Source organism: Citrobacter sp. CtB7.12, assembly GCF_001297795.1.
GTDB lineage: Bacteria > Pseudomonadota > Gammaproteobacteria > Enterobacterales > Enterobacteriaceae > Citrobacter_A > Citrobacter_A amalonaticus.
Window position 1 is genome coordinate 35,613 of record NZ_LIFT01000010.1, and the last position, 24,792, is coordinate 60,404.

Sequence of the window (24,792 nt, forward strand, 5' to 3'; positions counted from 1 at the left end):
ACATTAATAATACGTTTAAATGAGCGAAATAATGAAGAGTCAAATTCGTATAGCCGCGTTTCTGGTCAGCGCAATGGCGTCTGGTGTCGCGCTGTCAGCGGTTTCTGGGGTGCAGGGGACCGGTGGTACAGTGGAATTTTCCGGTGAGATTGTCGACAGTTCCTGTAATGTCACTACGGGGTCAAAACATCCCACCGTGGATTTAGGTCGATGGGCAAAAACCTTTTTTACCGGTACAGGGGTGGAAACCACGAAAACGCCTTTTACCATCAGCGTAGATAATTGTCCGGCGTCGGTGAAAACGGTGGCCGTGTTATTTACGGGGGTGACAGATGCGAATAATCCCGCACTGCTGGCATTGAATTCCAGCTCCATCGCAACAGGTGTCGGTATCAAATTATATAACGCCGGTAGCGCGCCTACGCCAATTACGCTGGGCTCAGTGTCTGCCGCTGCGAATGTGGTATCAAATAAAGCCGACCTGAAATTTATGGCCGATTATGTTTCCACGACCACGAATGTGACAGCGGGCAGCGCTAACGGCACTGCTGACTTCCTGATGGTATACAACTGATCGACACTCTGAGCAGGCTTCCGGTCTGCTCAACGCTTTTTTCTTCTTTTCCTGATGGTCACACTTCATGAAACAGTTTATCGCCGCAATGACGGCATCGTTAATTCTGCTGAGCGCTACCGCGCAGGCAGGCATTGTCATGGGTGGAACCCGTGTTGTTTATCAGGAAGGGAAGCGCGAAGCCACCATGACGGTGACGAATGCCGACACGCAGACGCCGTATCTGGTGCAATCATGGGTGGAAAACGCGAACGCAGAGGATAAGCGGGCAGTGCCGTTCGTGGTCACGCCGCCGCTGTTTCGTCTTGAGCCGGAACAGCAAAACGTCCTGCGTATTACGTTTACGGGGGGCGCATTGCCTGCCGATCGGGAGTCCATGTTCTGGCTGAACATTAAAAGTATCGCCCCGACGCAAAAAGAGGACGCCAATAAACTGCAGATTAACGTGAAGTCTCGCTTCAAACTTTTTTATCGCCCGCAGGGGCTGAAAGGCGAGGCAAAAGACGCCTGGACGCAGTTGACCTTTACCGTGCAGGGAAACCAACTGGTGGCGAACAACCCGACGCCGTATCACATCTCCTTGTTCTCCCTGACCGTGGGCGGCAAAGCGCTTGCCGAGCCGGGGATGATCGCCCCGCTGAGCACGCGTCGCTGGACGATCAACGGCAGCGGCCCGGTGACATGGCGGGCAATCAATGATTTTGGCGGCGTGACCGACTCCGCGCAACAGTGATGTCAGGCAACCTTCCCGTGAAAAAGAGAACCGTCCTGTTATCGGCGGACAGCGCGACGCTGCTGCTGACGATCATCCCTGGCGTTTTACTGCTGTTTTGCGATCAGCGTCAGGCGTGGGCGGATGACTATTTTGATCCTGCCGCGCTGGAATTACGCGATCCGCAACAGAAACTGGCGGACCTGCGCTATTTTGCCAAAGCGGGCGGACAGCAGCCCGGAACGTACCCGGTCAGTGTCTGGCTCAACGAACAGGAGGTCGCACAGCAGAATGTGACGTTTGTCGAGGAGAATGGGCAACTGAAACCGGTGCTCACCCCTTCGCAACTGGCGGAATACGGGGTTAACGTTAGCGCGTTTACCGCCTTCAGTCAGTTGCCTGATGGAGGCACTTTCACCGATATCGAACGCTACATTCCCGATGCCCGCAGCCAGTTTGATTTCTCCACTCAGCGTCTGAACCTGAGCATTCCACAGGCGGCGATGAACGTGCAAAGCCACGGTTATGTCGATCCCGCGCGTTGGGATGACGGCATTCCGGCCGCCTTCGTCGATTACACTTTTTCCGGCTCGCAGACCCGGCAGTCAACGGATGACGGGCGTTCCAGTTATCTGAACCTGCGCAGTGGCGTTAACCTCGGCGCATGGCGCCTGCGTAACATCTCGTCGATGCAGTACGATAAAACCCGACGCTGGGACTCGCAAAGTACTTACCTGCAGCGCGATATTGTCTCACTGAAAAGTCAGCTGCGGATGGGGGATACTTACACCCGTGGCGACGTCTTTGACAGCGTGCAATTTCGCGGTGTGCAGCTGATGTCTGATGACGAAATGCAACCGGACAGCATGAACGGCTTTGCTCCGATTGTGCGCGGCGTGGCGCACAGTAATGCGAAAGTAACCATCGCGCAGCACGGCTATGTGATTTATGAAACCTACGTGTCGCCGGGGGCATTTGCCATTCAGGATCTCTATCCCACCGCCCAGAGCGGCGACCTGGAGGTCACTGTTAAAGAGAGCGATGGTTCTGAGCGGCGCTGGACACAGCCGTTTGCTGCGGTTCCATTTATGCTGCGTGAAGGACGCGCCAGATTCAGCCTAAGCGCCGGGCGCTACCACTCGACCTCGCAACGCAGTCGTTCGCCGACGTTTATGCAGGGAACGCTTTTTTATGGTCTGCCCGCTGAGTTCACCTTCTATGGCGGTTCGCAGCTGGCTGAAGATTATCATGCCGTCGCGGCAGGGCTGGGGCGTGGTTTTGGCCTGCTGGGCGCGCTGGGGTTGGATACGACCTGGGCGGCGACCACGACGCCTTCAGGTAAGCGTTATACCGGTCATTCGCTGCGCGCGCAGTACCAGAAAAGCGTTGCGCAAACGGGGACCTCGTTCAGTCTGGCCAGCTATCGTTACTCTTCCAGCGGATATTACGATTTTAGCGAATCCGCGATGCTGGAAAGCCGCTACGGTCAGACATGGAGCAAACGCAGTCGCGAAGAGATTTCCGTTAATCAGGCGCTGGGAGGGGTGGGTACGCTTTCGCTGTCAGCGTATTCGCAGGACTACTGGCATAACGCGGATCGCGATCAAACCCTGCACGCCGGATTTTACAGTACCTGGAAGCGTGTTGCCTGGAGCGTCGGCTATTTCTACACCAAAACGACAGGACACAGCGCGCCGGATCGCTCATGGTCATTGAACGTCACGCTGCCGCTGGGCGGCGCGTGGTCAGACAGCACCGTAAGCTACAACACCTCTTCCGATAATCACGGCTACACCTCGCAACAGGTGGGGATATACGGTGCGCTGCCGCAGAACCAAAACCTCTACTATTCGGTACAGCAGGGGATTGCAAATCAGGGGCAGGGTAGCAACAGCAGCGCATCGCTGGACTATCACGGTGGATATGGGACGACGCAACTGGGGTATCGCCGCGATCGCGACAGCAGCCAGATGACCTGGGGGGCGTCTGGCGCTCTGGTGGTACATCCGCACGGCATCACGCTCGGACAGAACGTCGGTGACAGCTTCGCCATTGTTCGCGCGCCGGGCGCGGCAAACGTCGCGATTCAGAACGCAAACAATGTTCATACCGACTGGCGTGGTTATGCCGTGGTGCCCACGCTTACGCCCTATCACAAAAACGTGATCGCGCTGGATGCCCAAACGTTACCGGATGATGCGGATGTCGAGTTGCAGGGGGCGACGGTGATCCCTGGCGGCGGCGCAGTGGTGGAAGCACATTACCAGACGCATATCGGCAACCGCGTACTGTTCACGCTTCGCCGCAATCAGGATGTGGTGCCTTTTGGTGCCAGCGCCCGGCTGGTCGGTGATGGCGGTACCGCCAGCGCGATGGTGGCCGAACGCGGGCAGGTCTACCTGAGCGGGGTGCCGACGGCAGGCACTCTTGCGGTGAAATGGGACGACGCGGGCGTGAGCCGCCAGTGCGTACTGCATTTCCGGATAGCGGATGCACAGGACCGGAACCCGGTGAAAGAGGTGGCGGGACAATGTTTATGAATCATGAGGAACTGACGATGTCAGGGGTTTTTCGTCTTATTTGCGGGTTAATGCTGCTGGTAGCGAGCCTGTTTAGCCAGTACGTTCAGGCCGAAACCTGTCAGGGTAATACCGGACAAATGACCCTGAACTTTCAAAACATCAAATATCTGCCGACGCTGCGGGTCAATACTCAGATGAGCAGTATTATGCCGGTGAACGGTGGGGGGATTCGCTTTACCTGCGATCGGCAAGGGACGACATCGTCGTGGAAAAAAATCGTCTATCAGCAGTTGAATACCCAGGGTGGGCAGATAATTGACGGACATGCGGTGTTCAATTCGGCCTTGCCCGGGATCGGTTACTCACTCAGTTTCCAGTGCGACGGGGGGCCGATCCATTTCCTGGAGTCAGTGGGCAGTCGGTCGGTTACGGTTTGCGACAGCACAGAGAGCCCGTCGATGCTGACGCAACGGGAAGTGGAGGTGAAAGCGTGGGTGACCTTCTATAAAACCGCTGATATTCAACTGGTAAGTAATAACCATGCTTTCGCCAACACGCTGGCAAATGTCGGGAACCTGTCGATGACGTACCCGAATGCGGGGGGAAATGGCGATCAGGTCAGCAGGCCGGTGATTCTCGATCTTGCGGCGATGAACGTGGACATCGGCAGTCGCGGTAGCTGTAGCGTCACCCGCGCCAGTATTTTTGTCGATCTGGGCAAAGCGAACCGGAGCGATTTCAAAGGTCCGGGTACCTCTGGCGGTTCGGCAGTGCCGTTTAGCATCCCCGTGTATTGCGCTACGCCCACGGATATCCGTATTGGCTTCTTCGCGACCCCGGCGACGACCGGGGCGACGGATACGCTGGATATTACGCACTTTCCCGGTGGTGCGGACGGCGTCGGGATCCGGATCCGCTATGGCGATAATGGTGGTAACGGGCCGGTAAAGGGAACATCGGTGACGCTGAATGAGCCCGCAAATCTGCCAGTGGTACAGAAAGTTCCCGCTTCCAGCGCCGCAACGGCAGTGCCGGTCAATTTTATGGCACAGATGGTGCAGACAGGATCGACGGTCACCGCGGGACGGGCAAATGGCACTGCCACCTTTGTGCTGGAATATAACTAAGAAGCCATAAAAGCGTGCGGTAAGGGGTGAAAAATATTTACGTAGTGAATATAAAAACGTAGTTTCTTTATGGCTACCCAGGCGCCCGACGTGGGCAAGAACGGCAAGGAAGCAGGAGAACGGATGAAATTTATCGCCACCATTACCGGGCAACACATTGATTACGCTGATATTCGACCGGAGCATATTGTGATTGAAGATATCGCGGTCGCCCTTTCGCATCTCTGTCGCTTTGCCGGACATGTGCCTGAATTTTACAGTGTCGCCCAACACGGGGTTCTGTGCAGCCAGTTAACGCCACCTGAGTTCGCGCTTGAAGCGCTGCTGCACGATGCCGCTGAGGCCTATTGTCTGGATCTTCCCTCACCGTTAAAGCGCTTGCTTCCCGCGTACAAAGAGATTGAAGCACGGCTGGATAACGCCATTCGTCAGCGTTTCGATCTTCCTCTCACCCCGAGCAAGGTGATTAAACAGGTGGACCTGATGATGCTGGCAACCGAGCGGCGCGATCTCAATCTGGATCCCGGTAATGACTGGCCGATGCTGGCAGGGGTCTCGCCCACGACGCGGTTGACCGTCATCCCACTGATGCCACGAGAGGCGCGCGCGCTTTTTTTATCCCGCTTTCAGGAACTGACAACCGGTTAAAGATGGTATGCCGTCACGGTACGACGCGTGCCGGTCAGTGAATCGAACACCTCGACATCTGACGCCAGAATCGGCATGCCTGACGCGCGGAGTCGCTGAATATCGGCGGCAATACGCTGGATCCCCAGCCAGAACAGTCCATCCAGGGCGTTAACCTGCAAACCACTCTCCAGTGCCAGGCGAAGCCGTTCCTCGGGATGCTTTGTCTGACTGGCAACCTGCTGATAGGGCGCCGTGGTAATGGTTTCCTCATCCATACGGCGGATACGCGACGACAGACGATAGCGAAAGGCATCGGGGACGCGACTGAGATCGGCATTGATGCTGTAAACCTGGCCACGGCGTTTATCATTAATCAGCACATTTTTCTGGGTGAGGGCAAATTCTTTCCGCAGCTTGTCGATCAGTTGCGGAGTACGGGTGAGGAGCAAACGGAAGGGCAGTTCAAAGCTGGTTACGTAATCGACATTAAGCAGTGCAATACGCAGTCGTTCTTCAACACCGGCATTCTCTTGTTGGCACTCCGCCAGAACCTCTTTCCATTGGCTGGCAATGCGCGGCGACTCGTTGATTTCAGTGAAATGATATTTTTCAATCAGGTAATCGATACGCCTGGTCATTTTTTTCCATCCCATCCGCCCGTTCGCTAATGGCACAACATAACATAGAGAAAGAGACAGAATACAGAGACAAACGAATAATTGTCTACTTAAGAGTGTTTAAGAAATTTAATTAAAATGCACATTATCAATAAGTTATAAATGTCACACCAGTTAAGACTATTTAATTGTATTATTCGTAAGCTTATCAATATAATTTTTTACATGTCTCGCTAAAGCTGGATATAGAAGAACGGAAACGACCTGTGAGTTAAATTATTAATACGGAAATAAAGCGATGGCAATATATATTATAAGTAATGATAACTATTTGCAGGAGGGTATTGTCTTATTGGCAAAAGAGGCCAACTTGGAAATCGTGAAAGAAACCATGCCTCATTTACCTGTTGAAAGACTCACATTCGACGATACCGTGATTTTGCATCTTAATTTGTTCAACAAATGTTGTGCTAAAGAAATCTCCAGACTCAACAAAAAATGTAAGTTGCTGGTTATACTGGACTCAGAGCGGAGTGCATTGGTCCTGGATGCCGATGTGATTGTCAGCGCACAACAGTCTCTGCTATCGCTGATAATGATCATTACGCGTCTGGTCGGTATGGAAAAACGCCAGGCTATCAGGAATCATGTTCTCAATCGTGTTGAAAAAAGGATTATTTGTGAATCGCTGTTGGGTAAAGATATTAACCTGATTGCCGAATCATTGGCGCTACCGCCGAAACGGGTATACACCTATCGCAACCTTGCGTGTAAGAAATTAGGTGGGCACCGGGTTCACGATCTACTGCTGATCAAAGAGAATTTACTCGAAGAGAGTATGTTTCTTTAAAACGCGTCAGCCCTGTTGAGCACAGAGCTGACGGTTTTCTCCCGTTTATCGGGCGCAATAGAGCAGGGGACGTTTCCCGATGGTGAACAGGAACCCGTGAACGCCCTGATTGAGAATGGAGTAACTCACATCTTTATCGGGGTAGACGTAAAAATCAGGCAGAATATCGGCTAACAGATCATCCGGCAACGTTTCGATAATTTCGAACTTGTTGATTCTGCTTGAGTGTAAGTGATACGAATCCTGATTTTCTGTCCAGTTATAGGCCACATCTCGTCTGATGCGCCCTTTCAGTTTGTTATCTTCAATATAGGTTCCGCTGACGGCCACGATGCCGTTCTGGTTTTTCAGCGAATACATGTAGTTCAGCGTGATATTTGCGCGGGCGTTTTTATGAAACACCACCAGCGACATCGAACATTCCTGTTTATCGTAATGTTTTGACATTAAAAAATTGTATAACGCGCTGATGAGCACACCCGCGAGTAAAAATATGGCACTCATCGTTATGACTGTTCTTTTACTCACTTCCTACTCCACGAAAAGAGAGTGTAATACAACCTGGAATGGCTGATTTCAGGTAGTTCTGGCGGCAGACAAGAACCGCTAAGCCTGGCGACGTTTGTGATAGCGGGAAGTACACCCAGGGGTACTTTTCGCAATCGAGTCCAGAACCAAGAATCAGCGCCTTAAAGTGTGCAAAGCTGTTTTTGTTATCGTGGCTGTCATCTTTGGTATAGAAACGACAGCCTTTGTCTTGCTCGACGAAGGTGTAATCAGCGAAGAATGGCTTCGTATCGCTAAAGTGCCAGAAATAGTTCATGCCGATAGCGCCAATAAAAAATGCCGCTACCATGGCGAGAATGCCAACGAAGAGCGGCAATCTGCTGCTCTTACTTACCGTCATCTCACGGGCAGGAGGGGCGATTTCTTCTGGCGTAAGCGCGGGATCCGCCTCAGTGCGGTACTCCACATCCAGTTCATCTTCACCCTGCAGAGAATCAGGGGCCACTTCAGCCTCCTGAACCGCAGCAACGCGAGTAATTTTAACGCTTTTGTCGATTTGGAAACCTTTGCGCGGGACTGTGGCGACGAGGATCCGGTCAGTCTCGCCAACGGCGCGTAAGCCTCGACGGACAATAGAAATATTTTGGTAAAGGGTGTTGGCAGGCACCAGCATGCCTTCATCTTCCCATACCTTTTTAAAAAATTCCTGCTGAGTGACGACGTCCGGTGAAGCGTCAAGCAGCAAAAGCAGACAACGACTGGCAGGCGTTGTCAAAACCACGTTAATTTCTGGGTTAGTGACAGAAATTAACTTTTTACTGTCTGGTCTGAATTCAATATTATCGTTAATAATCCAGTACATATGGGTTCACGGTGTTCGAAAGTTATAAACAGTAGAGACTTAATTGTAGAAAATTCTGAACATACTATTACGTATAGTATAAATGAGTTCAGTAAGTCGTTTAATTTATGAAACTAATGTTTTTGTTCTGAAGTTTCACATAAGTGCATATAAAACAAAGCAATTTATTAACAAGGTCGGTGGATTCTGCCGCAATGAATAATCAGCTACTGTAATCATTTAAACATCCCAATGCCGCATTCCGGAGAAATTATGGCCTGATTATCAACAAAGTGGCGTTGAAATCTGTTTCAACGTCGTGATTTAAGATTCGGTATCAGACAGGTATACTTTTCTGTAACTCACTATTTTTAATGAGTATTCTTGAATAAAAACAGATTTTTTTAATGAGTCATTTGAAAGATTTATTATGCCGACCTGATGTTAAATAGTCAATTAGAGCGAATAACCTTAAATATCATTAAATGCATAATATAAAATCTTAAATGCCACTATAATTGGTTTTTTATGCTTAAACATAAGGAACAGATGAGTATTTACTCATCTAACATTAAAGTGGTGGCGGGTGATATTCACGCGCTATGCTTAAGGGATAAACAAAAAATGAGGCAATGTCATGGATAAGCAACTTGAGGATGCGGGTTATCGCGTCTATACCGGTGAGAAAATCGATGTCTACTTCAATACAGCAATTTGTCAGCACTCTGGGAATTGTGTACGCGGTAGCGCCAGACTTTTCAATCTGAAACGTAAGCCGTGGATTATGCCTGATGAAGTGGATGTCTCAACGGTGATCAACGTTATCGATACTTGCCCAAGCGGGGCGCTACAATATCGTCGTAAATAAGCGAGGGGAAAATGGAAATACTGGAAGGTCACAATAAATTCTATGTCAATAATGATCAGGGGAATCAGGTCGCTGAAATTGTTTTTGTTCCAACCGGTGAGCATTTAAGCATTATTGAGCATACCGATGTCGATGCCAGCCTGAAAGGTCAGGGGGTGGGAAAACAGCTGGTGGCGAAAGTCGTGGAGAAAATGCGCCGCGAAAAACGCAAAGTTATTCCTCTTTGCCCGTTTGCCAAACACGAGTTTGATAAAACTCGCGAGTATGACGATATTCGGGCCTGAAATATGCCGGGCAAGGTGCGTAAGCCGTCCGCTACGGGAGACGCGAGACGGCTTTATTGTAATGCCACATGGTACCCTGGTCGTTAATGATGTCATAGCGGACCGATGAACATGGTGCTCCTTGTCCCTGTAGCGGGACCGATACCGTCGTCAGCGGCGCAATCATGATGCCGCTTGCACTGCCGGACTCACAGCTTATTCCGGCCAGCGTGATATGCCACGGGGTGGGGTTGGTTAACTGCAACTGATTTTGCGCCCCGGCGTATATCACGTGCAACTTCTCCGCATCGCTTTCCTTAAGCGCACCGACGCCTTTCGGGCGAATGAACACCTTCATACGGATGCGTAACGGCAGAACCACTTTCTGCGCCACCTGGGCGTCGGTCTGCGTCATGGGCGGGATCTGATACACGTTCAGCCAGTAAAGCGCTTCGCGATCGCGCGGCAGTACCGAGGTGTCGGTCAGTTGCAGCGTAATGCTGCGCAGTTCGCCGGGCTGCATTTTAAATACCGGCGGTAGTACGATGACGGGCGTCGTCTCCTCATTGGGCTGGCTCGAGGGATTACCCGTATCGGTCCAGACCTGAACCAGGGCTGGCTGCTGCGGGGAATTGATCAGCGCCAGCGAAGCGCTTTTGTCACCAGCATTAAAAATTACCCGGGTCACTTCGCTATTCACCACCGCATGAGCGGAGAACGGCAGAACGTTCAACAGCAACGCGCTACTGAAAACTAACCACCACCTGAAGTTGTGCATAAACCGATCCTGCTGTTATGGCTTCGCCTGGAATGGCTTCCAGCGAGGCGGTGAATTCCCCGTTATACAATTCGGTCGAACCGCTTGTTGAAGTTTTACTGGTTAAATCGGCATAGCCGTACCATCCTCCAGCGTTGCCCGTGGCGGTTGACGTCAGATTTGGCAGCAGGTTGATAGCGCTACCGCCCAGTTTTTCGCTGTAGATGCGAATGCCCACGCCGGACGCCACGCCGCTGACGCCATAGTGGTTATCGAGCAGCCAGGTCCAGGCTCCCGATCCGGTCTTAAGCCCTAACTGATTTGCCGCATTCGCCGCCGTCTGATTATTCACCAGAAAACCCATCGCCACGTTCGCTTTGCTGGTTGTCGAGACCGCGGTGCCGGAAATCGCGCCGGTTTCGCATTCGACGGTAATATTAAACGGGGTCTGCGCTGTGCCGCCGCCGCTCAGCTCACCGACGCTGATCGGCGGCAGACGAACAATAGCGGGATAGTCATCGATTCGACAGGCGGCGCCGCGCACAAAGTAACTCTGGCTGGTGAGCGTCCAGCCGCCAGGCCACTGCATGGCGCCCCAGCCGTCGTAGTTGGTTCTGCTGTCAGCACCGTCAAACAGCCCGGAGCTCATGCCGCCGCCGTGGAAGGCGATATAGCCAGCCGGCCCGGCGTAGGTATAACCATAGCGGTTTGAACCGTTCACCCCTTTTGATGCGTCATCAACCCGAAACAGCTCAACGAAAACATCGCTGAAGGCGCTGCCCGGGATGTAAATGTAGGTCCCGTCATTGAACATCTCGCTTTCAGGGATGAGGCGTGTTTGCCAGTAGCGCGAATAGTATTGCCCGGTTTTCAGGTTCGTCAGTCTGAGCGCCACGTTTTTGACGTAGGTGTAGTAAGCGCCTTCAATCCCGGCAACCGCTTCTCTGCCGCCCCAGGCATCATCGCCGTTGGTGGCGTAATACTCATACACCTTGCCGATTTCGGCGACGTCGCAGCGAAAATAGATCTGATTGGCGTTGACGCCCTGGGTGCGACCATTAGGCACAAAGCTGGCCGTCGAACTGGCGAGCAGTGTGCCTTCCGTTTGAAATCCGGTGCCGCTGCTTAAGGTGATAACGCCAGGCAACCCCAGTTTGCCTTTTACTTCGCTATCGCCAACGCCTCCCCAGCTGGCGCCGATGTAACCGGCATCTTTCGCTGTCTGAGACAGATCGTTGGCAGAGGTTACCCTTTTACAGGCAGACCATGCCGGCTGTGCCAGTACGACGCCAACTAACAGCAGCGGGAAAAAAGAGGATAATTTCATCAGCCATCACTCCTGGCGACAAGGTAGCGTAAGTTGGTACAGCGGCGCGTCGCGCGTCGTTGGCAATTGATACCAGACCTGGCACTGCTGGGCGGCGGTTTTACCCCACTTAACGAACAGCACGCCGGACTGAGCGGCGAGTCGGGCGTAGATTTGCCCACCCTGGCCCATGATGCCCACGGCTTCGCCATTGCTGTCCGTGACGTCCGCGCCCATCGGTGGCTGGCTGCTATCGGGCAGAGTGGTGTTAATCAACGTTGCTTTCCCGTGAGTGGTCTTGAACGTTACGCGAGAAATTGCGCCCGCATAGGGGACCAGCCGCTTGCTGCCGCCCTGAAGTTCGACGTCATCGGCCATATTCTGGCTGTCGAGACTAATGGTGTTATAGCGGTAGGGCGTTAATGACGGGAGGATCGCGTAGCCGAAACGGTCCACCGTCGCGCCCTGTCCATTACGAATCTTGGCTCCGCGTGCACCGGGAGCCTCCACCAGTGCGAAGGTGTCGCTGGTATACGGACCGGCGGTAATCCCACCGCGATGGGCGACCAGCGTACCGGACATCCCCAGTCCATACTGCTGATAACTGTCGCCCCGGGAGGCATAAGCGCGGAAGGCGCCGACGGAGGTGCGATGTTCAATATTTCCGCCCCAGGTCGAGCTGTCGCCACTGTCGTTGTTGTGCTCAATGCCGCTGTAGAGCGCCCACGAGGTAGAACTCTTTTCACCCGTCGTCCCGCTCATCCCAACCGTGGCCGTCCGGCTGTCGCGACTGCGGTTCATGTCGAGGTTGATTTGCGAGCGGCTGGAACCAAAGTCGAATGGAATCGAAATCCCCAGCGATACGGTGTTTTCCGTGTATTTTCGCTGGTTTTCGTTATCAAAATCGCGATCGTTGACGCTGCTGAAGTAGCGGCTGGAGTAGGTACTCCGCTGGCGTGCGGCGCTGATATTGAAGCTGATGTCACGCCAGCTATTACTGTAACCGAGTTGCAACTGGGTGATGCGTGAGGCGTTGTTATAGTAATCCGAGGTGCTGCCGGTAAAGCTCAGCATGCCCCAGTCACCCATCGGCTGGCTGACGGTCGCCGAGAAGTTGTTCCGCTGATTGAGCGTATCAGAGTAGTAGAGGGTGCCGTTTTTCTCCTGGCGACGTACGCCGAGTACGTCCTGCAGATCGCGATAGCCGCTGGTGGAATAGCGATAGGCCGCGAGGACCAGGTTGGTGCCGGTGGTGAAGGTTTTACTGTAGCTTGCCTCGACGCGCCAGCCTTGTTGTTTTTCGTTATTTTCTACATGAGCGCTGGAAAAAACCGTGTTCAAACCGAATGCGCCGACGGAGGTTGCCAGCACGCCGCCGGCGAGGAAGGCCTGATAATTATCTGCCAGTCGTGAACCCATGTTGGCCGTCAGCACGTTGCTCATCCCGCGCTGCAGTACACCTTCAATAAACTTATTTTCTACGCTGTAGTACTGACGAACGTAGCCCATCGCCAGTTCGTAATTCCAGTTACCGGGACGAATCGAGTCCGGTACGGCGGAATAGGGGACGGTGAAGCGCGAAACTTGTCCGTTTGCTTCAACGACATCCACCGTCAGATCGCCCTGGCCGCGGGTGTTGTACAGATCGTTAATCACGAAGGCGCCGGGCGCGACGGTAGTTTCGTAAATCACTTTTCCCTGCTGGCGTACAACCACACGGGCCGTCGTGGTGGCGACGCCGCGCACTTCCGGGGCATAGCCTCGTTTACCCTGTGGCCACATGCGTTGGTCAGTGCTGAGCTTGACGCCATTGAATGAGAGATTGCCAAACAGACTGCTGTTGGTGTAGTTGTCGCCGAAGGCCATGATGCTGTCCAGTTGCGGCAAAGGCCGTTGTACCGAGGTGGCAACCGCATTGTATTTGTAGTGTCTTCCCGTCTGATTGTCATCGGCGTAGCGCAGGTTGCCCTGATGGCGAATCTGCCACAGGCCAAGGTTGAAGCCAGCATTGATATTGCTCCACAGATAGTCATAGCGCAGATGGCTGTCTGTGTTTTCGGTGTGGTAAAAGTTGGTATTGTGGCGCAGAAACAGCGCGGTTTCCCCGGCGTCCCATTCGGAGACCGGGATGAATCCTCGTGGCGAATGTAACAGCCCCGCCTGGGGAACCACCATGTTCAGGCGCAGCGAGCTTAAATCCACCTCCCAGCTGATTTTCGGGCCCAGAGCGTCGATCGGCAGACAGATGTTAGGGGTTACATTTTGCGTCGTACGTATGGCGCTGAGGGCAATCAGTTCCGGTGACAGGCAGGGTTGCACATCAGTTTTGTCGCCTTCGGGTTTGACCAGGGCGATCGATGCCTGGCGACGAATCAACTGGTTGTTAAGATATACGTCGAGCACATAGTCGCCTGTCGGAAGGGCGTTGTCCCGCTGATTAAAACGATCCAGATCCAGTGACTTACCAAAATCAGAACCCTGCAAAAGCGCCGGGTCAAAGTAGTATTCCGCACACGCCGTCGCCGGAACTAACGCCAGGCCGATCAGGGGCGCGACGACGGTGTTACAGCGGATAGTCGGCACTGATGCGTGCTCCCTGATCGTTGATCAAGGTAATGCGTACGCGCTGCGCGTCAGCGGTTCGCGGAAAGTGAAACGTTTCGCTGGCAAAAGGCGAGATCATGTCATTTTTAGGGTGCTGGATTTGCGACGACCCGCCAGGTTGCAGGGCCGCGACCGTAACGAAATAAGGCTGATTGTTCTTAATACTTATCGCCAGTTCTTTATTTCCGTTAATCCGTTTGACCTGCAGATTCTCCAGCATTTTTTGCGGATCGCCGACCAGTCCTGCCGGGCGATAAAAAAGTTTGACCCGATTGCGCAACATAATCAGCAGGCTATTTTGTTTTTCGGTTTGGCTCGCTGATTGTCCGGCATTGGCGGGAGGAATTTGCATGAAATTAAAATAGACCAGTGACTCCCGGTCCTGTGGTAATTTTTTCCCGTGAGTGTAAACAATACGAATGATTTGTCCTTCGCCTGGTTGAATGCGAAATGCCGGAGGCGTGGCAATAAACGGAACCTGCGCAGACTTTTCCGGGCCATCGGCCATATTACCGTTATCGAACCAGCTCTGGACAACATAAGGAATGGCATCTTTATTTTTTAGATGCACATCAGTCGATTTCGCCGCACCATCATAAATGATACGCGTTCCGGTCATCGTAATACTGGCATTGGCATGGCTACAGCATGCGACTAAAAAAAGAAACAGGCAGCCTGAAATAAGCGTGCGATGACGATGAGAGGTTCGCATAGTATTTTCCCTGAATGTGGATGGCGGGAGTACATTCCCGCCAGAACGACGTTTACTGATAAGAAACGGCGTATTGCAGTGAAGCCAGTACTGTACCGGTCGTGGCCGCGCCGGCGCTGTAATACTGGGCTTTATAGGTCGCGCTCGCTGAGGTCTGGTTAGCCGCGAGAGAGAGGTCGCCGGTGCCGGTAAAGGCGCTGCGGAAATCAATTTCGGCATCACTGGTATCGAGAATTTGGATCTCTACATTCGTCGCAGAACCTGTGCTGCCAAGGTTTCCGGTAGCAGAACTGATGTTGTTACCCACGAAGACCGTCGAGATCTGCACGCCAGAAGACGAGCCGGTACAGTTGCTCACACCGACATCAAATGTCGTTGCGCCAGCCACCTGATTGGCATTCAGTTCGGTAGCCGTCACGGTCGGCAGTAATACCACCGGAGAAGCATCAGAGCCGTTTACCGATATTGAACAGGTCTCATCACTCACTTCGCCCATAAACGTAATGGTATTGTCAGAGGCCAGTGCATTCGTGGAAAAAAGCGCAGAAGCCATCAGCGCCGAAAGGAAGGCACGATTTAAGGTCATAATATAAAACTCCATTTTTTATCAGTCGTGTTGATTTACCCTGTGAGTCAGGGTTCTTCCATGCGCAGGGACATTTATCGTGATGGCTCTGTGCGGGAATGAAGACAAAATAAAATTATTGGTAATTTTCTTAAAGGTGAGTTTTTTTGCGCTGAGAATATCTTCAACACCATGATTTTATTCTCGTGGCGAGATTCATTTCACCCGAATGAATAAATTAATTTGTCTGTGAGGATATTAGCCGGAAAATTCCTGGAGAGGAAAATCGTTTAAAACGAACAGATGGAATACTCGTGATAGGTTGGATCTATTGAAATCTGGAAATAGATCGGTTGTAACTTCTTTAGGAATTTTAGATTATTAGATGATTAATATTGAAGTGTTGAGCCGGACGTAAAACGTATTACGACTTAATTGATTGCCAGGTTAAGATAATTCACATTTAATGCATAAGGAAAAATGAATGATTAACCGTGCTAACCATTTTTATGATGCTATGCCGGGATAAGAATTTTATGTGATTACCTGTCTTCTTTTGGAAGCTAAGTAAGATGGGTTCCAATAATTGCGGGTTGTTTGACATCAAAAAATGGGAAAAAAATTTTTGCTCTGTAATTGATATTGAGATGCTTTCCTCATTTTCATCGCAATAAACAGGAAGAGCTAGCCCTGAAAATGGTCACTGACAATGGATTTTCAGCCCAACGTGGTGTGCATTATGGTGATGCAAGGAAATATTTATCGAGCAAATAGTTGCAACTCGCAACTAAATGGATGGTTTTTTGGAAAGGGAAGTGAGCACAGCGGCAGGCGCTGTGCGTCAGAAATATGTGTTCAGGAGGTGTGAACAATCCCCATGTAGCCATGAATTCCCATATACAGACCGACCAGACCGATCAGCAGGCTGGAAAAATAAGGCGCTTTTCTTGCCAGTGCATTGAATCCACTCCAGCGTTTAGCGACCTGATGGACGCTGACTGCTGCGCCCACGCCGACGGCCACCAGCGTAATCGCCAGCCCCAGGCTAAAGCCGAGCACCATTGTTGCGCCGAGCGTGAAGGCCTTTAACTGGATACAAATCAGCAGTACGGTAATCGCGGCTGGACAGGGGATCAGTCCGCCGGTCAGACCGAACAATAAGATTTGCCCATTGGTCACCTCTTTGTCGTGAAAGCGGCGTTGAATATCGCTGGCATGCGCGCGTTCATGGGCATCCTGATATGCTTTCGACCCCTCAGTCAGTCCCGCCAGATCGCAGTGGTCATGATGATGGTCGTGATCGTGGTGTTCGTGGTGTTCGTGGTGGTCATGATGATCGTGATGCGCATGATCATGGTGGTCATGGTGGTGATCATGCTGCGTGGCGGTGAGCCAGTTTCGCTCACCCTGCCATGTCCGCCAGAACATCCAGGTTGCGGTGCCCAGAATAATAAACGCGGAAATCAGTTGCAGCCAGGGCTCCACAGATTCTGCGGTAAACGCCCGACTGATGTACATGCCACCGAGGGCGATCAGCCAGACCACGGCGGTATGGGAGAGCGTTGCCGCCAGTCCCAGCATCACCGCCTGCTTAATGGTTCCTTTAATGGCGATGATAAATGCTGCCATCATCGTTTTCGAGTGACCGGGTTCCAGTCCATGCAGCACGCCGAGAAGAATCGCGCTGGGAATGAAAAACCACGCGTTACCTTGCTGAAGAAGTGTTGAAAATTCACCCATGATAATGATTCTTAGTTGCTTGTCTTTGTCCGATTCTACTCCCCCCCAGTACTAAATACTACCCCCCAGTAGATACGTAATGCTATAATTCACCACGTTTTATGTTAAGGAGGTGTTGCGGTGTCACACACAATCCGGGATAAACAGAAGCTTAAAGCCCGAACCAGCAAAATTCAGGGGCAGGTGGTTGCGCTGAAAAAAATGCTCGATGAACCCCATGAGTGCGCCGCTGTGTTGCAACAGATCGCCGCAATACGCGGAGCCGTGAATGGTTTAATGCGAGAAGTGATTAAAGGGCATCTGACCGAGCATATCGTCCATCAGAGTGATGAAGAGAAGCGGGAAGAAGATCTGGACGTGGTACTGAAAGTTCTGGACTCCTATATAAAATAGTCGGGAACGCTGTCCCGACTCGGTGTCTTAGCAATACACGACCGCCTGATTCCGTTGGGCAATATAGCGCTCAACGTGCTTATAGCCACTGATCGATTCCAGTGCATGCAGCAGGCAGCAAACCGCCCGGGCATTCGTCCGATCGGCTTCGTCTTCACTATGACTTTGCAACGCCTCTTCACACAACCTGCGAACAGCAGGCGGGAAGGCGAGTTTTTGCAGAGAGCACTCCAGCTCACCGAAAGCTATCTCAGCACGGGCCGTAAACAGTGATAACAGTACTGCACTCAGCGCGCGCGTTTCTTCTTCGTAGTATCCCACTTTATAATCCTTGTCCATTTCGTTCCCTGTTGTCGGACTCATCTGCGTCTTTGCAAATGCACTGCTGTACCATCCATCTCTTTGAGCAACAGCGGATAAGACGACTTATCGCCAGAAACCGCATGAGAGTGAATAAACAACGAATTGATTCGTCCACCCATTCTTTTTTCAATTCGTTGCTTGTAGGCGTAGATGCTGCGGATATCCATGTTCAACAGTTGAGCGATCTGGTGCGGATTACTGCCTGCAACCATGTGGCCCAGAATGGTGAACTCCATCTGCGTCAACGTATTCCCCTTGGTGAACGACAAATGCCGTCCGATAAACACCTGCCTGATCTTCTCATTGGCGACATCCAGTCCGTCATCATGGTAAATGATAGCGGAAACAGCAGGATGATTTTTGCGCCAGTAGTTGGCGAGCGACTGCATGTTGCGATCGCTGATCAAAATAATGCCCATGCGGGTACTTGCGAGATATTCTATCCACTCTTTATCCAAAAACAGGCGTAAAAAGCTAATAGAGAAATCCACAAAAATATAACCACTAAGTCTGGCGTTGTGATTGTGATTTAAAATACCTTCAATGACCCCTTTATTAAAATAAATGCTTTCTTCTGGCCACATGCAAAAACAGGCATTGGCGCAATACTGTAAGCGGGGTGATTTTTCGGGCATTATTTTACAATGCAAGGTACAACTGCTGCATGTCAAATTCTTTAATTTAACGTCCAGCCCCATATTGAGAGCCTCCCTATCCGTAGATGATTTCATAATTTCATCCGTTTTAAAACATGTCAATACTCTACAAAATGCAACTTTGATAGAGAGGAAATCCGAAATTTTATTTATTGCTATTATTCTTAATCACGAATTTTTTAAGGGGTTTACCTCTGTATCAATTCAGGTTTCTGGCGGGGTCATTGTTCCGTTGAGGAAGCATGAAAAAAAGCCTCCAGGAATTTTGTAACAACCACCAGGAAAATCTATATTGCAAAAATGTTTAAGTTTTATCGCTAAATGGCATTAATGGCAAAAAGTTGATCTTATGTTAAATTCTCTGAAAAAATTGTAACAATGCTATTGTCTTTTATTAAGTAATGCTATTTATCTGTTTGTCCGCTTTTTAAACGTGAAACTATAATAATGAGTGCTGAGTGATAACGCACCTAAAATGGTCTTAATTAAGAACACCTGATCTTTTTCAGATTGAAGTGTATTGATTTATAAGAATTTTTGTTTGTAGGTTATGAGCGTCCAAACATATCTATTATATATTTAGTGATCTCTGTATAAGATTTTTGTAGCATGACATTCATCATGTAAATGCGAGAACGCACACAGTGTTTGAGAAGTACACACACACTACAGTATACACAATTAATAACCTGGTTGACTTTCACCCGGGTGACAGAAGTCTGACGAATAAAAATACGCAAAAAACTGTCATTCTTCAAAACCCTGCGAGTTTCATCCTTTTATATCTCCTTACAAATTGTGGGGTTGTTATTCCGCAAGCCCAGCTCGTAAAGATTGGTTGGGGTGATAAAAACACTATTACCTCTGTCAATACGTTATATCAGACGGTGCTCATGCTCAGAAATGCATTATCGGAGGTTGGGTTGCCGCGCGACCTGATTAGAACCGTCGCCCGGCGGGGTATGATGATCACCGCAGAGATTCAACGTACGGAGACGGAATCGGTTGATAATGTGGAAGAGAGCGAGAGCACGGGGGAGCCTGTATGGCCTGCTCTGACAGCGGTAGCGCTTAAATTACGGCCTTCAAGAACAACACTAAAGATGGGGGCTATTTTACTGTCGGCATTGCTGATCGGTGTCAGCGTTTCTTTTGGCTTTTTATATCCGACGGCCGAATCGCTGTTCTCTTCCTATGCCATTGTTGACTCTGTCTCCTTTTCATCCTGTACCCTGTTAATGAAAAGCAAAAGTACCTTTAATACTCGCTATACGGTATTCCTGACGAGACACCCGGATATCTGTCAGAATCATAACTATGTCTATCTCTCAGGAATGAGCAGCGCGAAAAATATTGCGGCAATTGCTTGTCAGTTGGATATAAGGGAACATCCTCTAACAAAATGTACGACCTGGTATTCAATTAATGATAAAAACTAAAATAGTTATCTTCATTGTATTAGTGGTAATAGTAACCCTGGCCGGTGTGGGGTTCTGGTATGCACATAAAAGCAAAAATAATATTGATTGCGAGGGGCGTGTGGTATGGGAAATTAATAATGAGGAGTTTCGGGGGGATGTAGCCTATCAAATGCAAAATAATCAGGGGATCGTCACCATTACCGGTGATTTGCATACGCCGCAAAATAAAAAGTTTAAAATTAGCCGGATTGTGTATTTCACCTATTATAAGGTTCGTGACAACTATATTATCAGCACCAATAACCTCGTGCGGTTTCCGAGCGACAATTTAGAGGTGAACAAAGGATACCGTTCGTTGCCTGCGCTTTATCTCACTGAGCGCGCTTCTTTCTCGCTATCGATTAAACGCTATCGGGAAGGGTGGGCCTTTACGACGGTTGGCGCCCCTTCGTTATTATGCCGTAGTAGTGAGTAAACGGCCCGGACGAGCCGTTTACGCCAGTATTAGCCAAGGAACATCACGGACACGCACAGCAGGCCGACAATCAGGGTGACCAGATTGCCGAACGAGCGGTGCGGTTTTAACGCCGGGATCAGGTATGTCGACAGGGTCGGCATAATGAACAAAATCATGGCAATGAGCGGCCCGCTGATGGCGTAAATCATCGAGATCGCATTCGGATTGATGCAGCAGATAATAAAGGTGATGGTCGATACCATCATGATCGACAGGGCGCGGTTAAAGGCCCGGCTTTTCTTCACCCCAACCTGTTGCAGACCAGTTTTGACCACCTCGGTTGCCCCTTCGATGACGCCAAAGTAGGTGCCGAGAAAGGATTTCGACATCGCCACCACGGCGACGATGATACCTGAAATCGAGAGCCACGCCGGGGCGGCAGGCATCATGGATAAGGCCGAAAGAATGGTGACACCTTCATTTTTAGCGGCTTCGATGTACGATGGCGGAATCGACAGCAGGCAGCTAAAGACGAAGAACAGCACGCTTAAGCAGATGATAAGATACGCTACCTTCATGATTTTTTTGCATTTACCCATGGCCAGCTCACCATATTTCTCACGTCTGTCGATGGCAAACGTAGAGATAATAGGCGTATGGCTAAAAGCAAAAACCATCACCGGAATTGATATCCATACCTGATGCAGCGTGTGCTGATCGAACGCCATTTGTCCGGTAAGCAAAGAGGGTTGCCAACTGCCGGTCAGATATAGCGAGAGAAACAGGAAGTAAGCGATCAGCGGGAACACCAAAAAGCCCATCACTCGTATGGTCGCATGGCGGCCCATCAGGAAAATCAGGTTCAGGATCAATACCACGCCAAGGCTGACTCCCATGCGGATGCCGAGGCTAATCTCAAGATAGCGGGCGAGCTGTTCTGTCAGGGAGTTGGTAATGGCGACGGCATAAATCAGAACCACCACGAAAAAGGCAATAAAGTACAGCGTGGTAATCAGGCTGCCGATCTTCTTACCGTAATAGTGCGTCACTGCACCGGTGATCCCTTCTCCCGCAGAGGTTTTCGACGAGAGAATGAACTGACATAACGCTTTATGCGGCCAGTATGTGAGAGGCCAGGCGACCAGAGCGGTGACAAACAGGACAATCGCGCCCGCGGAGCCAAGCTGGATGGGGAGAAACAGGGTTCCTGCGCCCACGGCAGTTCCATATAACGCAAAGCTCCAGAGCGTCTCTTCTTTTGACCAAATTTTCGACATTTCTTGAACGTATCAACTATAAAATAAACAAAAAGAAGCGCAATTTACCATAAATGAGCGGGTGGGCGTGAGGACTGAACGGGAGAAGGGGGGCAACAGGTCTTGCCGGAACCGCGTGGATTCCGGCAAAAGTGTGAGTTATCAAGCAGTCACGTGCGGTTCGCGACGCCTCACAAAGCGTACGCGCAACGTGTCATAAGCCCAGTTATAGAACATGGTGTAGGGCAGGAAGAACAGGAAGAAGCCGATCTCCAGCGTAAAGGCCTGTATCAGGCTAACGTTCAGCACATACGCCACGATACTCACGCCGATGACGATAAAGCCGCTTTCAAACCCCAGCGCGTGAAACGCACGCACTTTCGCCGTTCGTGTCACCAGATGTGAAGGCCAGAAACGGTCAAACAGCGCGTTGTAGATGATGTTCCAGATCATCGCCGTGGTCGCCAGCAGGATCGTCAGTCCGCCCATTTCCAGCACCGATCGTTGCATCAACCAGGCCGTGGTGGGAGCCAGGATCGCCGTAGCGATCCCTTCAAAACAGACGGCGTGAAAGACACGCTCCAGTAATGAACGACGTTGAACTGCATTGTGTTGCATAACTTACCTTTCTTGAAAACGCCCGGATAACGGAATAGGGGGAATTTTATCGTTTTATGTGATATCTAAAAGATAGTATCCATCGATAAAGTAGATAGTTCATGCGTTACTCACCTGAAGCCTTAACCGCATTTGTCGAGACCGTTTCCTGTGGCTCTTTCTCGGCGGCGGCACGCAGACTGCGGAAAAGTCAGTCCACCATTAGCACGGCGATCGCTCACCTTGAAGCCGATCTTGGCGTTTCGCTTTTTGACCGCTCTTCGCGTCAGCCGGTGCTAACGGAAGAAGGCAAGAAAGTACTTGGTTACGTTCAGGCGATTCTGTCGGCCAGCGAACGTCTCGATGAGGTGGCGCTTTCGCTGGCTGGCGAAACCGAAGCGCGTCTGACGTTTGTGCTCTCCGACACGTTACACCCCGACGTGCTGGAGGAACTGATGGTGCAGTTTGATCGCCAGTTTCCACATACCGAATTTGAATGTCTGATTGGTGAGGATGTGGACGTTATCGATCTGCTGCAAAAAGAGCGGGCGCAGGTTGGTTTGATTGAAGCCAGAGACCACTATCCCACCGATATCGGTGCGACGCGCTTGCCGATGCAAACGTGGATGGGACTTTACGTTGCCGCGTCCCATCCGCTGGCGAAAGAGAAGAAACTGCAATGGGATCAACTGCATACCTGGCGTGAATTGCGCCTTAACACCTATATCGACCATGGTGCCCAGCTTGCCCGCGGCCCGGTCTGGTCTGCGCCGAACTATTTGTTGTTGTTGAGTATGGCGGTACAGGGGTTTGGCTGGTGCGCGCTTCCGTGTGCACTGGTGGAGGAGTTCGCGGCGGAAAAACCGCTGGTGCAACTGGCTGTCCCGGGATGGCCGAAAGCGATCGCCATCGATCTGCTCTGGAACAAAAAATCCCCGCCCGGTGTGGCAGGGAGTTGGCTGAGATACCATTTACAGCAAGGCAGTGTCCCGGGCTGAGAGGCGTGATAACGATTTCCTTTGTGATAAAACTCACCTTTCTTAAACAATCAGGATAACTATTTTTAACAATCCTCTACTATTGCGGTGTTATTTTGCGCTGAGGTCGTAATGAAAGAGGTGGTGATCGTCGGGGCGTTGCGTACGCCAATTGGTTGTTTTCAGGGGACGCTGGCGCGTCATTCTGCCGTTGAACTGGGCAGTATGGTGGTCAAAGCGTTGATTGAAGGCAGCGGCGTGAATGCGCATGCCGTTGATGAAGTGATCCTCGGACAGGTGTTGACGGCGGGGGCGGGACAAAACCCGGCGCGTCAGTCAGCGATCAAAGGGGGATTACCGAACACGGTTTCTGCTATCACCATTAACGACGTCTGCGGCTCGGGGCTGAAAGCGCTGCATCTTGCCACGCAGGCGATCCAGTGCGGTGAAGCGGATATTGTGATTGCCGGTGGGCAAGAGAACATGAGCCGTGCGCCACATGTACTCACCGACAGCCGAACCGGCGCGCAACTGGGCAACAGCCAGCTCGTCGACAGCCTGGTACACGACGGCCTGTGGGATGCCTTCAATGATTATCATATGGGTGTGACCGCAGAGAATCTGGCGCGTGAATATGGCATCAGCCGGGAACTGCAGGATGCGTATGCGCTCAGTTCACAGCAAAAGGCACGCGCGGCCATCGATGCTGGTCGCTTTAAAGCGGAAATCGTCCCGGTCACCACCCAGCGTAATGGGCAAACCGTGATCATTGATACCGATGAGCAGCCGCGTACGGATGCCAGCGCAGAAGGCCTGGCGCGTCTGGATCCGGCGTTTGAACTGCAGGGGGCGGTAACCGCCGGCAATGCCTCTTCTATAAATGATGGCGCGGCAGCGGTAATGATGATGAGCGAGTCCAAAGCGCTGGAGTTGAACCTGCCTGTGCTGGCGCGCATCCGCGCCTTTGCCAGCGTCGGCGTGGATCCTGCGTTGATGGGGATCGCCCCTGTGTATGCCACTCGCCGTTGTCTGGAGCGGGTCGGCTGGCAACTGGCCGATGTGGATCTCATTGAAGCAAATGAGGCGTTTGCCGCCCAGGCGCTTTCGGTTGGCAAAATGCTGGAATGGGACGAGCGACGGGTGAACGTCAACGGCGGCGCGATTGCCCTTGGTCACCCGATTGGCGCTTCCGGCTGTCGTATTCTGGTTTCTCTGGTTCACGAAATGGTCAAACGTAATGCCCGCAAAGGTCTGGCAACGCTGTGCATTGGCGGCGGGCAAGGCGTGGCGTTAGCCATTGAGCGCGATTAACGCCTCTTTTTCTCTCCTCTTCACTCCCCCCGTTATGCCGCACGATAATCGTGGCGGCATGGCTGCGTTTTGTTTCTCCTTCCTTCTTATTTTCGCGTTAAGCGAATGAACTGACAGCCATTTACCCGCAAGTCAGGGCATCGCAAACTTAGGGATAACGCCTATT

26 protein-coding genes are annotated in these 24,792 nt (G+C 51.3%); 13 read left to right on the top strand and 13 right to left on the bottom strand.

From position 1 onward, the window contains the following. Positions 1-31: 31 nt before the first annotated feature. The 5 genes from AOY24_RS13830 to AOY24_RS13850 all read left to right on the top strand — a co-directional run bounded on the left by AOY24_RS13830 (position 32) and on the right by AOY24_RS13850 (position 5,583). Entirely contained in the window at positions 32-574 is a 543-nt protein-coding gene (locus AOY24_RS13830) for a fimbrial protein (protein WP_042999437.1), read from the top strand. 67 nt (positions 575-641) lie between these two features. Beyond that, entirely contained in the window at positions 642-1,307 is a 666-nt protein-coding gene (locus tag AOY24_RS13835) for a molecular chaperone (protein WP_044254128.1), read from the top strand. A gap of 59 nt (positions 1,308-1,366) precedes the next feature. Further along, the gene (locus AOY24_RS13840) at positions 1,367-3,826 is read left to right on the top strand and encodes a fimbria/pilus outer membrane usher protein (protein ID WP_235507530.1); all 2,460 of its coding nucleotides are present in this window, start codon (positions 1,367-1,369) and stop codon (positions 3,824-3,826) included. Positions 3,827-3,843: 17 nt separating this feature from the next. Beyond that, positions 3,844-4,935 (top strand): fimbrial protein, encoded by a 1,092-nt coding sequence (locus AOY24_RS13845; RefSeq protein WP_043001827.1) that lies wholly within the window; start codon positions 3,844-3,846, stop codon positions 4,933-4,935. A gap of 123 nt (positions 4,936-5,058) precedes the next feature. Next, complete coding sequence (locus tag AOY24_RS13850; protein WP_054176832.1) at positions 5,059-5,583, top strand: hypothetical protein; 525 nt, start codon at positions 5,059-5,061, stop codon at positions 5,581-5,583. Here the strand turns inward: AOY24_RS13850 and AOY24_RS13855 are convergent. After that, positions 5,580-6,203 carry a hypothetical protein gene (locus AOY24_RS13855; RefSeq protein ID WP_042999441.1) on the bottom strand — a complete coding sequence of 208 codons (624 nt, stop codon included), beginning with the start codon at positions 6,201-6,203 and terminating at the stop codon, positions 5,580-5,582. The genes AOY24_RS13850 and AOY24_RS13855 overlap by 4 nt on opposite strands. Positions 6,204-6,480: 277 nt before the next feature. On the opposite strand from AOY24_RS13855, the gene AOY24_RS13860 reads away from it, so the two are divergent. Further along, positions 6,481-7,032, top strand: coding sequence for a hypothetical protein (locus AOY24_RS13860; RefSeq protein WP_044264319.1), 552 nt, complete (start codon positions 6,481-6,483; stop codon positions 7,030-7,032). Between the two features lie 45 nt (positions 7,033-7,077). On the opposite strand, the gene AOY24_RS13865 is transcribed toward AOY24_RS13860, so the two are convergent. Together AOY24_RS13865 and AOY24_RS13870 are read right to left on the bottom strand one after the other, a co-directional pair. Then, positions 7,078-7,446 carry a hypothetical protein gene (locus tag AOY24_RS13865; protein ID WP_224267557.1) on the bottom strand — a complete coding sequence of 123 codons (369 nt, stop codon included), beginning with the start codon at positions 7,444-7,446 and terminating at the stop codon, positions 7,078-7,080. Between the two features lie 106 nt (positions 7,447-7,552). Further along, complete coding sequence (locus AOY24_RS13870; protein WP_054176833.1) at positions 7,553-8,401, bottom strand: transcriptional regulator; 849 nt, start codon at positions 8,399-8,401, stop codon at positions 7,553-7,555. A 616-nt stretch (positions 8,402-9,017) separates the two neighbouring features. Here AOY24_RS13870 and yjdI point away from each other — a divergent pair. Both yjdI and AOY24_RS13880 read left to right on the top strand, forming a co-directional pair. Continuing rightward, complete coding sequence (gene yjdI / locus AOY24_RS13875) at positions 9,018-9,248, top strand: 4Fe-4S mono-cluster protein YjdI (protein ID WP_042999445.1); 231 nt, start codon at positions 9,018-9,020, stop codon at positions 9,246-9,248. An 11-nt stretch (positions 9,249-9,259) separates the two neighbouring features. Further along, positions 9,260-9,532 carry a GNAT family N-acetyltransferase gene (locus AOY24_RS13880; protein WP_042999446.1) on the top strand — a complete coding sequence of 91 codons (273 nt, stop codon included), beginning with the start codon at positions 9,260-9,262 and terminating at the stop codon, positions 9,530-9,532. 31 nt (positions 9,533-9,563) lie between these two features. On the opposite strand, the gene AOY24_RS13885 is transcribed toward AOY24_RS13880, so the two are convergent. The 6 genes from AOY24_RS13885 to AOY24_RS13910 all read right to left on the bottom strand — a co-directional run bounded on the left by AOY24_RS13885 (position 9,564) and on the right by AOY24_RS13910 (position 17,195). After that, entirely contained in the window at positions 9,564-10,289 is a 726-nt protein-coding gene (locus tag AOY24_RS13885; protein WP_054176834.1) for a fimbria/pilus periplasmic chaperone, read from the bottom strand. Further along, positions 10,255-11,595: a fimbrial usher protein StbD gene (gene stbD / locus AOY24_RS13890; protein WP_042999447.1), complete on the bottom strand. Its 1,341-nt coding sequence runs from the start codon at positions 11,593-11,595 to the stop codon at positions 10,255-10,257. The genes AOY24_RS13885 and stbD overlap by 35 nt, the downstream gene beginning before the upstream one ends. A gap of 6 nt (positions 11,596-11,601) precedes the next feature. After that, on the bottom strand, positions 11,602-14,157 hold the full coding sequence (locus AOY24_RS13895; RefSeq protein ID WP_054176835.1) for a fimbrial outer membrane usher protein: 2,556 nt from the start codon (positions 14,155-14,157) through the stop codon (positions 11,602-11,604). After that, positions 14,138-14,890, bottom strand: a complete 753-nt coding sequence (locus AOY24_RS13900) for a fimbria/pilus periplasmic chaperone (protein ID WP_054176836.1) — start codon at positions 14,888-14,890, stop codon at positions 14,138-14,140. Before AOY24_RS13900 ends, AOY24_RS13895 begins: the two co-directional genes overlap by 20 nt. Positions 14,891-14,942: 52 nt before the next feature. Beyond that, positions 14,943-15,476, bottom strand: coding sequence for a fimbrial protein (locus tag AOY24_RS13905; protein ID WP_043001829.1), 534 nt, complete (start codon positions 15,474-15,476; stop codon positions 14,943-14,945). A gap of 834 nt (positions 15,477-16,310) precedes the next feature. Then, positions 16,311-17,195, bottom strand: a complete 885-nt coding sequence (locus AOY24_RS13910) for a nickel/cobalt efflux protein RcnA (protein ID WP_042999450.1) — start codon at positions 17,193-17,195, stop codon at positions 16,311-16,313. A 120-nt stretch (positions 17,196-17,315) separates the two neighbouring features. Here AOY24_RS13910 and rcnR point away from each other — a divergent pair, with 120 nt between their 5' ends. Continuing rightward, the gene (gene rcnR, locus AOY24_RS13915) at positions 17,316-17,588 is read left to right on the top strand and encodes a Ni(II)/Co(II)-binding transcriptional repressor RcnR (protein WP_042999451.1); all 273 of its coding nucleotides are present in this window, start codon (positions 17,316-17,318) and stop codon (positions 17,586-17,588) included. 27 nt (positions 17,589-17,615) lie between these two features. On the opposite strand, the gene AOY24_RS13920 is transcribed toward rcnR, so the two are convergent. Both AOY24_RS13920 and AOY24_RS13925 read right to left on the bottom strand, forming a co-directional pair. Further along, the gene (locus AOY24_RS13920) at positions 17,616-17,927 is read right to left on the bottom strand and encodes a hypothetical protein (RefSeq protein WP_042999452.1); all 312 of its coding nucleotides are present in this window, start codon (positions 17,925-17,927) and stop codon (positions 17,616-17,618) included. Between the two features lie 20 nt (positions 17,928-17,947). After that, on the bottom strand, positions 17,948-18,649 hold the full coding sequence (locus tag AOY24_RS13925) for a hypothetical protein (protein WP_043001830.1): 702 nt from the start codon (positions 18,647-18,649) through the stop codon (positions 17,948-17,950). A 602-nt stretch (positions 18,650-19,251) separates the two neighbouring features. On the opposite strand from AOY24_RS13925, the gene AOY24_RS13930 reads away from it, so the two are divergent. Further along, a complete protein-coding gene (locus AOY24_RS13930) occupies positions 19,252-20,046 on the top strand; it encodes a winged helix-turn-helix domain-containing protein (protein ID WP_054176837.1) in 795 nt (264 codons plus the stop codon). Continuing rightward, entirely contained in the window at positions 20,033-20,503 is a 471-nt protein-coding gene (locus AOY24_RS13935) for a hypothetical protein (RefSeq protein ID WP_044254160.1), read from the top strand. The genes AOY24_RS13930 and AOY24_RS13935 overlap by 14 nt, the downstream gene beginning before the upstream one ends. 29 nt (positions 20,504-20,532) lie before the next feature. Here the strand turns inward: AOY24_RS13935 and AOY24_RS13940 are convergent, their stop codons facing one another. Together AOY24_RS13940 and AOY24_RS13945 are read right to left on the bottom strand one after the other, a co-directional pair. Continuing rightward, positions 20,533-21,762 carry an amino acid permease gene (locus AOY24_RS13940; RefSeq protein ID WP_042999455.1) on the bottom strand — a complete coding sequence of 410 codons (1,230 nt, stop codon included), beginning with the start codon at positions 21,760-21,762 and terminating at the stop codon, positions 20,533-20,535. 141 nt (positions 21,763-21,903) lie between these two features. Then, a complete protein-coding gene (locus AOY24_RS13945) occupies positions 21,904-22,359 on the bottom strand; it encodes a multidrug/biocide efflux PACE transporter (protein ID WP_044327635.1) in 456 nt (151 codons plus the stop codon). A gap of 101 nt (positions 22,360-22,460) precedes the next feature. Between AOY24_RS13945 and AOY24_RS13950 the strand changes: the two genes are divergently transcribed. After that, entirely contained in the window at positions 22,461-23,336 is an 876-nt protein-coding gene (locus AOY24_RS13950) for a LysR family transcriptional regulator (RefSeq protein ID WP_044254164.1), read from the top strand. A 111-nt stretch (positions 23,337-23,447) separates the two neighbouring features. Next, positions 23,448-24,626, top strand: coding sequence for an acetyl-CoA C-acetyltransferase (locus AOY24_RS13955; protein WP_054176838.1), 1,179 nt, complete (start codon positions 23,448-23,450; stop codon positions 24,624-24,626). Positions 24,627-24,792: the final 166 nt, after the last annotated feature.